The organism is Yinghuangia sp. YIM S10712, from assembly GCF_051388935.1.
Lineage (GTDB): Bacteria > Actinomycetota > Actinomycetes > Streptomycetales > Streptomycetaceae > Yinghuangia.
The window spans coordinates 19,853-28,155 of sequence record NZ_JBPKBI010000029.1 but is presented as its reverse complement, the minus strand read 5'-3'; the positions used below and the strand labels follow the sequence as shown (position 1 = coordinate 28,155).

Annotated in this window: 7 protein-coding genes; 1 reads left to right on the top strand and 6 read right to left on the bottom strand. The window is 71.9% G+C overall.

Features of this window, described 5'->3' with window-relative positions:
- Window positions 1–71 precede the first annotated feature (71 nt).
- Window positions 72–467: a RidA family protein gene (locus ACRX5W_RS30940; protein WP_436791714.1), complete on the bottom strand. Its 396-nt coding sequence runs from the start codon at window positions 465–467 to the stop codon at window positions 72–74.
- A gap of 138 nt (window positions 468–605) precedes the next feature.
- Between ACRX5W_RS30940 and ACRX5W_RS30935 the strand changes: the two genes are divergently transcribed.
- Window positions 606–1,577: a helix-turn-helix transcriptional regulator gene (locus ACRX5W_RS30935; RefSeq protein ID WP_436791697.1), complete on the top strand. Its 972-nt coding sequence runs from the start codon at window positions 606–608 to the stop codon at window positions 1,575–1,577.
- Window positions 1,578–1,694: 117 nt separating this feature from the next.
- Here ACRX5W_RS30935 and ACRX5W_RS30930 read toward each other — a convergent pair whose 3' ends face one another.
- The 5 genes from ACRX5W_RS30930 to atzF form a co-directional block, all read right to left on the bottom strand.
- Window positions 1,695–2,519 (bottom strand): APH(3'') family aminoglycoside O-phosphotransferase, encoded by an 825-nt coding sequence (locus ACRX5W_RS30930; protein ID WP_436791713.1) that lies wholly within the window; start codon window positions 2,517–2,519, stop codon window positions 1,695–1,697.
- A gap of 212 nt (window positions 2,520–2,731) precedes the next feature.
- Window positions 2,732–3,037, bottom strand: a complete 306-nt coding sequence (locus ACRX5W_RS30925) for a transcriptional regulator (RefSeq protein ID WP_436791696.1) — start codon at window positions 3,035–3,037, stop codon at window positions 2,732–2,734.
- Window positions 3,034–3,531: a hypothetical protein gene (locus tag ACRX5W_RS30920; RefSeq protein ID WP_436791695.1), complete on the bottom strand. Its 498-nt coding sequence runs from the start codon at window positions 3,529–3,531 to the stop codon at window positions 3,034–3,036. Before ACRX5W_RS30920 ends, ACRX5W_RS30925 begins: the two co-directional genes overlap by 4 nt.
- A 360-nt stretch (window positions 3,532–3,891) precedes the next feature.
- Window positions 3,892–6,378, bottom strand: a complete 2,487-nt coding sequence (locus tag ACRX5W_RS30915; protein WP_436791694.1) for a S8 family serine peptidase — start codon at window positions 6,376–6,378, stop codon at window positions 3,892–3,894.
- A 310-nt stretch (window positions 6,379–6,688) separates the two neighbouring features.
- On the bottom strand, window positions 6,689–8,293 hold the full coding sequence (gene atzF, locus ACRX5W_RS30910; protein WP_436791693.1) for an allophanate hydrolase: 1,605 nt from the start codon (window positions 8,291–8,293) through the stop codon (window positions 6,689–6,691).
- Window positions 8,294–8,303 lie beyond the last annotated feature (10 nt).

The following is an 8,303-nucleotide window of genomic DNA, read 5'->3' as shown; positions in this document are numbered from 1 at the left end:
CCCCCCCCCCCCCCCCCCCCCCCCCCCCCCCCCCCCCCCCCCCCCCCCCCCCCCCCCCCCCCAAGGCCGGGTCACGCCACGGCGGTTCCCTCAAGCTCGACCATCAAGGTGGGCAGCGCCAGCCGTGCCACCCCGAGCATCGTCGTGGTCGGCGCCACCCCGGCGGCACCCAGACGCGACGCCAGCACGCCGTAATGCCGGAACAGCAGATCGACGTCGGTGGTGTGGACGTTGAGGCGGACGAGGTTCGCCAGGGACATGCCGGCCTCGCCGAGAACCGCCTCCAGGTTGTCGAGGCTCAGGGCCAACTGCGCCGCCATGTCACCGTCGTGGCGGGGCTTGCCGTCACCGCCCGTCGCGGCCTGGCCGGAGCAGTACAGGGTCCGGGTCTGCCCGGCAACGATCTCCCCCTGGTTGAACCCCATCTCCATCGACCACGTCACCGGGTTGACTGCCGTCCGCTCGATTGGCACTTCGACTCCTTCGCTTCAGCATGAGTGCATACATACGTCCGTCGCCTCGGTGGTCACCGTCTTCGACGTCGTGTGACAAGCCTCCCGGGTAATCACGACACCCTCGGTCACGTATTCCGATAGAACTTCCACATGCGCGCTGACCGATTGGTCTCGCTGGTGCTGCTGCTGCGCCAACGGGGCCGGCTGACCGCGACCACGCTGGCCCGCGAACTGGGGGTGTCCACCCGTACCGTGCTGCGCGACATCGAGGCGCTGTCCGCGGCCGGCGTCCCGGTCTACGCCGAACGCGGCCGACACGGCGGTTTCGCGCTGCTGCCCGGTTTCCGGACCGAACTCACCGGGCTGAACCACGACGAGGCCCTTGCCCTGCTGTCCGCCGGATCGGGGCGCGGTGAACAGGTATTCGGCCTCGGCTCGGCGCTCGCGTCGGCCTTGCGCAAGGTGGTCGACGCGTTGCCCGAGAGTCACCGCGCAACCGCGAGCGACGCGGCTCGGCGATTTCTCGTCGACCCGGAGACCGACCTGCTCTCCCGCAGGCTGGTCACCGAGGAAGTGCCCGACACCACGATGGTCGAGGTCCGGCGCGCGGTGCTCGCCGGACACAAGCTGCGCATCCTGTACGCGGCCGCGGAACAGGCACCACAATGGCGCACAGTGGACCCGATCGGCCTGGTCACCGTGCGCGACCGTGCCTACTTGCTGGCCACGAGATCCGGCGCGGACCGCACGTACCGGCTGTCGCGCGTACTGGCCGCCGAGCAACTCCCCGAACCTGCACAACGACCGAGCCAGGTCGACCTGGAGCGGATCTGGCGGGAACGCTGCGCGCAGTTTCTGTCCGGCGACCAAATGACCGTACTGGTACGGGTGAACCCGGAGCGCAGGGAGGAACTGCTGGGCACCGCAGTGGCCGTCCGCGCCGAGGAACCCGACGAGGACGGCGGGTTGCGGCTGGAGGTGACCTTCCAGGATTCACGACACGCGGAATGGGCGCTGTGGCAGCTCGGCACGGACGCCGAAGCCCTGGCCCCACTGTCGTTGCGCACCTCGCTGCGCAGCCGCGCTGCCGCAATGGCCGCCCGCTACGGAGGCTCCACCTGAGCGTCCATCCCTGCTGGACGCGGAATCAACACCCATAAGCACACGGCAAGTTCCGCGCACTCCCCCGCAACGACGCCGTACCGGGCCGACGCCCGCAGGGTGCCGTCTGCAGCGACACTAGCCCCAGGTGAGCGGGTCGAGATGGAGATAGAACCGCAGCCGATCGTGGTCGAGCGTGATGCCGTACCTCTCGGCGAACGCCAGGTCGGCCGCCTGCGCCCGTTCCTCGTTCGCCCAGGTCTCCCGCGCGTTGGCGAGCAACAGGGCCAAGTCGGCGTAGCGGTCGGCCAGTCCGAGGCGGCCGAGGTCGATGAATCCCGACACCTCGAAGGTCTGCGGGTCGAGGACGATGTTGGGCAGACAGAGGTCCCCGTGGCAGACGACCGTGTCGGCGGCTTCCTGGTCACGTCGCCGCGCGACCTGCGGGGCGAGGAGGGCCAGTAACTCGGCGGGCGGCGTGTGCTGTTGCTCGACGGGAAGGAAGTCCGGGTTCACTGCGTCGCGGGCGACCACGTCGCGCGCCAAGGCGACCGTGGTGTCCAGGTCCCGGCGGAACGGACACCGTACGACGGGCACTTCGTGCAGCCGGCGAACCGCATCCGCGATGTGTCCCCAGGCGACGCCCAAATCCGCAGCGGACACCTGGTCCGCAGGAACGCCGGAGACCGCACCGGTCACCAGACAGGCCCCCGCCTCGCCGGAGTGCCAGTCGAGCACCCGGGGCCCCGGCACTCCCTGCTCGGCCAGCCACACCACCCGGTCGCGCTCGGCCCGCAAATCGGCTGCGTGCGCAGCGGATACGCACTTGGCATAGCGAGCACCGTCCGCACCGACAAAGACAGCGGCTCCCGACTCACCGGCCGACACGGGCCGCCAGTCGCTGTCGCCTCCACCGGCCCCGAGCAACACCGTCGACCAATCCACCACGCGGGCTCCCCGAATAGATCTCCGTGCCAGTATCGACAGGCGCGGGAGCAGCGGACCTCCCGGGGTGCCCGGCGCAACCGTGGGCCGCTCCGGTCGCGCCTCCGCGAACGCCCTGTCACCGACGTCGGATTCGCGGGCCGGGGCAGGGCGCGGGCGGGCGGCTCCTGACCGGTCGGCCCGGGGTCCGATGCCGACGCGTGACGCCGGGCGGGCGGCCCGTCGCTGTGTCACGGGCCGACGATGGCGCGCAGTGCGGCGTGGTGGGCCCGATATGCGTCCTGTCCCTGCCGGGTCAGTCTCAGCCACACGCGCTGCCGGGTGTCGCGGACGGCCTTGCGCTGTTCGACGTACCCGGCGTCCATGAGGACGGTGACGTGCTTGCTCAATACGGAGGCCGACACGCCGAGTTGCTCCTGGATCACGCCGAACTCCGCCTCTCCCGCGGTGTCCAGCAGGGCGCAGATGCGCAGCCGGTTGGGTGCGTGGATGGTGGCGTTGAACCCGTCCATCGGGTCGGTGGTGCTCGTGCTCACGACGCCTTCCGGTGCAAACGGACGAACCAGAGGTGGAAGCCGATGGACACGGCGGCGCCCACACCTGCGGCGCCGTAGAGCCACAGAGGTTGCCCGGTGTGCCGAAACGCGTATGCCGAGCCCAGGACCACCAGCGGCATCCCGACGATCAACGGCACGGTGACGCGCTTCGGCAGGACGTCGAACCGCAGCGCGACGCCGGTCCGGGCACACCAGTCCCTGGCCGCGACGGCGAAGAAGACGAAGAACACAGCCTCGGTCGCAAGCATCGTGAGGAGCCAGGCCCACTGCGGCATCAGCCAGGCGGGCTCGGCCAGGAAGCCGCCGAGCGCGATCGGCAGCACGACGAGCATCGCCGTGATCGTCGCGACGAACCAGAGCGGCCACGGTGTGGCGGCCCGCGCGGTGACCGACGCTCGGATGCGCGCGGTGTCGTCCAGGGCCGCGCGGGCTTGCGCCGGCGTGGGCCGGAGGGATTCCCCGTTGCTTTCCATACCGGAAACTCTAGCCGATGAGTTTCCGGTATGGAAAGAGTCGAGTTTCCACAGCGGAAAGAACCAACGCCGAACCGACCTCCGGCGGCCGGCTGCGTCGGCGAAACCCCCACGTACGGTCCCCTCGTGGCGCCCGCTGCCGTAACGCGGCCCCAAGGTGCGCGGTGATCGGCGGGGTACCGCGGGGACGCGAGCCTCGTACCGGGCCTTCTGGGCCACGGCGTGCCGGGCACGACCGGCGGCTTGACTCCGGTGACCTCCGCCTGATCGGACGGCTTGTTCCCCGATCGGTCCCGTCCGCATCCTCGACCGAGAGCCCGACTGCCGACGGGCGTCGTCGCCTTTGCGAACGTCCGCGTGTCACCGCTGCGGACGCAACGGCACTTCCGTACGCGTGGGGGTCGACCACAGCATGCCCGCGACGCGGCCGAGCGCTCCCTTGTCCGGGTCGTCGGGGCTCGCCGGAACCAGGACGGCGTCGGTGCCGCGTACCGTGATCCAGCCCGTGGCAGCCGCGCCTTGGCGGCCTTCCAGAGGGCGTCCGGCGGACACGTCTGCGGCAACGGGTTGCCACGTGTCGCCGTCCAACCGCCACACGCCCGCAGAGACGTACTTCCGGCAGGGTTGACCGGAGGACATGGCGTACTGCGACATGCTCGCGTAGAGGGTGCTGCCGTTGAAATACAGGTCGTCGACCATGACCCCTGCGGGAGGCGACGGCCTGGCGATGTCCCGCAGATCGCCGCCGGCGAACACATACATGCCTTCGGGCCGTCCGCAGGCACCATAGCCGGTGACCACGGCGGCCTTGGTGCCGTCCGCACTGACTGCGACACCGCCGAGCACCGAGCCGGTCACATCGTGCGGCGACGCGACGACCTGGCCCGTCACCGGATCGACGAGCCACAGGCGCTCCGCGGCCTGCGCCCCTCCCGACTCGTGGACTAGCAGGTTCCGTCCCACGGCGCCGTGCAGCGACTTGCTCCCGACCGAGTCGGCGGGGAACGCCGCGGGTGACGAGCCGATCCCGTCCAGCGTGTGCGCGTTGAAGCGGGTGAGTGTGCCGTCGGGCGCCATCCGCAGTACGAGGTCGCCGGTGGGTTCCCCGCCGGCAGGGTCGGTGACGGCGACATTGTCGACCAAAGCGGGTTTGCCGGTGTCGTCCGCGCACCAGTCGCACGGTTTCTCGACCACCTGTGTGCCGGGACCCGCCCACGAGAACAGTGTGCGGTCGTCCGCGCCGACGAGCAGGGTGTGGTCGGACGACCAGGCGATCCAACGCGGCGGTGACGCGGTGACGCGGCGTACCGGATGGGAGGTTGTCCCGTCGTACGCGAAGAGCGTGCCGTCCTGCACGTACGCGGCCTGGGTGCGCGCGGCGGGATCCGCGGCGGGAGCTGTCGGGTTCTGGCTGGACCCCGGGCTTGGTGCGGGGGCCGACGGGCCGAGGCGCAGTCGCTCCGCCATGCCCGATATGTCGAGGAAACCGTTGCCGGTCCCCTTCTTGCCGCGATCGTCCTCGGAGACGCCGCTCTGATCGGCGGTATCGATGATCGCCCTGGCGATCTCGCCCGCGGTCGCCTGCGGCCGGACGAAGCGGCCGATCGCCGCGGCGGCGGCCACGTGCGGGGCTGCCTGCGACGTACCCAGCATCCGGTCGAAGCCGCCGCCCGGCGCGTCCGAGAGCACCATGCCACCCTCCGCCAACTCCGGCGGCCCGTGGTGGTCGCCTCCCGGAGCGACCAGGTCGATGTCGTCGTTCTTGGTCGAGTACGAGGTGAGCTCGCGGTCGTCGTCGAGCGCGCCCACGTTGACAACTCCCTCGTACACGCTGGGGACCTGCCGCTCATTGCGGTCCCCGCAGTCCTTGTCGAGCGGGTTTCCGGCGAAGCGTCCGCCGCAGTTGCCCCCGCTGGCGATCAGGACAACTTGCGCGCGGCGAGCGAACTCCACGGCGGCAGCGCCGAGTTCGAGTGAGCCGCGGTGCTCGGGCATGCTGTAGTACGAGTAAGGGCCGCCGAAGGACATGTTCGCGACGTCGGCTCCGTGATTGACCGCCCAGGTCAGCCCGACCCACCAGTTCGGGGCCTGGTCGTTGGCACTCTGCAGCCTCACCGGCACGTCCAGCACCGAAACGCCGGGAGCGACGCCGGTGATGCCGCCGTTGCCGTGCCGAGCGGCAATGATCCCGGCCACGTGCGTGCCATGGCCGGCGGGGTCCGGTGCCCCTTCCCCCTCGTAGTGGCGGCGTCCGATCACGGCGTCGGCCAGGTCGGGGTGCGACGAGTCGACGCCGGTGTCCAGGACGGCGACCACCACTCCGGTGCCGTCGGGCCATGGCAGTTCGGTCGAGCCGGACGGGACGCCGAGGAGGTCCAGCGGCCACTGGTCGCCGCGCCGGTCGTCGGCGGCGGCAGGCAGCGCCGTCGGCCGGTGGCCGGGAGCGATGAACCCGGAGCCCGCCACCGGGAGTTCGCGGCTCGAAGACAGCGGCGCCCTTGCCCTGTCGATCCACATCGGCGGGGCGACCGCGGCGGCCACGACGGCCGGGTCCCGGGACAGCGCCTCGCGACGTGCGGGCACCTGGTCGGCAGGAAGGTACTCGGTGTCGAACGACAAGCAGGTGCCCTCGACACGCATCACGTCGAGCGCGACCAGAGCCGTGTCCGCAGGCGCCGACCCCGACGTGGCTGCGTCGCACCCGGGGTCGGGAACGGCCTTGCGCAGCAACGCCAGTTGCCGTTCGGTCAGCACTCCCTCGGGCCGCACACGCGCGGACGCCGCGTCGCCGTCGTCCCGCATCACGACGACCAAGACGGCCGCGACCACCGCGAGCACCACACACACCGCCGTGAGGACAACCGCCTTTCGGCGGCGCGCCCCTGCGGGCGGCTGCGGCCCATCGCCTCCGGGGGGGTATCCGGGCCCGTACGGAGGCGGACCCGGAGGCCACCCAGGCGGGGGCTGGTTCGGCGGTCCATTCGGCGGCTGGTGCGCGGGCGGTTGCGACGGCATGCTCATCGGTCACCTCACGCGACGGTCGGTGCACCCGGGGGGGGCGGCGCTGTCCCGGACGGCCCGGGGCACGGTCGCCGACGATACCGCGCGACGACGGCGCCCGGGCCGGCGGCGGTCGGCGCCCAGGCAGAACGCGGATTCATCGTGCGCCGATCACCTTTGCCGCCAAGTAGGCGCGCCAGCCGCCGTGTTCGGAGACATCGTCGGCACCTGCGAGTCCGCCGTGGGCGGTGATGAATCCGGTCGCGGACGTACCGTCGGCGAGGGTGACGCGGCCGAGGCCCAGCGAGGACGGAACGGACTCCAGCAGCGCACCGACGCCTTGGTGCGGCACGTCCCAGACCTCGACGGCGATTCCCTCGCGCGGGCCGTCACCGGCCGCGACCAGGCCCGGCCTCGGGACGCCCGTCCCCGGCAGCCGGAACAACCGGTATCCCGGGGCGGTTCGCGCCCGCCGGTGCAGCCGGCCGCCGATCGCGAGCAGTTGGCCGTTGAGCGGCAGTCCGCTCAAGTGGGCCCCTGCCACCACAAGTTCGGTACGACCCGCGTCGATCCGCGGCGCCTTGTACGACTCGCCGCACCACCGCGACGCCAGGTCGAGCAACGGGTCGTCAGCGAACGCCGGGGCGACGAGCTGCACGCCGAACGGCAGACCGTCCGACCGCTCCCCCGCAGGTACCGCGACCGCGGCCAAGTCCAGCAGATTCACGAAATTCGTGTACATGCCGAGCCGCGCGTTGCAGCCGACCGGGTCGGCCGCGACGGCCGCCAGCGTCGGGTGCCCCGGGGTCACCGGGAGCATCAACGCGTCGACGTCGTCCCACACGGCTTCGGTCGCGCGGCGCAACGCGGCCAGCCGGTCCAACCCGGCGAAGACCTGTTCGCCGGTCACGTCGCGGCCCGCCAGCGCGATGCGGCGCACTGTCGGATCCAGATGGGGACCGTCCGGGGTCAGCAACTCGCCGAACGCCGCGAAGCGTTCGGCCGGCCATGGGCCCTCGTACAGCAGTCGCGCCGCGGCGAGGAACGGCGTGATGTCGACCTCGACGACGGTGTCGGCGGTTTCGTGGACCCGTTCCACTGCCGCGTGCCAGGCCTCCGCGTGCGGCGGATCAAGTTCGGGGGGCGCGGAGGGGACGCCCACCACGCGCATCGACGCGGCGATCCCCGGCGGCCGCGTCGCGGGCGCTCGGCGCGACCACGGGTCGGCCGCGTCGTGGCCGGCCAGCACCCGGAGCGCGGCCCGGCCCTCGCGGACCGTGCGGGTGAACGTCGTGACACAGTCGAGGGACCGGCACGCCGGCAGCAGACCACGCGTCGACACGAGCCCGCGCGTCGGCTTCACGCCGACGATGCCGTTGAAGGCCGCGGGTACGCGGCCGGATCCCGCCGTGTCGGTGCCGAGCGCGAGCGGAACCAGGCCGGACGCCACCGCAACCGCGCTGCCCGAGCTGCTGCCGCCGGAGATGTGGTCGGGGCTCGCCACGCTATGGCAGGCGCCGTACGGGCTGCGCGTGCCGACCAGGCCGGTGGCGAACTGGTCCATGTTCGTCTTGCCCACCGGGACCGCGCCCGCGGCTGCCAGGCGCCGCACCGCCTCGGCGTCGTGCCCGGGCACCCGGTCGCTCAGTGCCGGGCACGCGGCGGTGGTGGGCAGCCCGGCAACGTCCAGATTGTCCTTCACCGCGAAGCGGAGCCCGGCGAGCGGACCGTCGGCGGGCGCGGACTGCTCGCGTGTCCTCATCTGTTCCGGT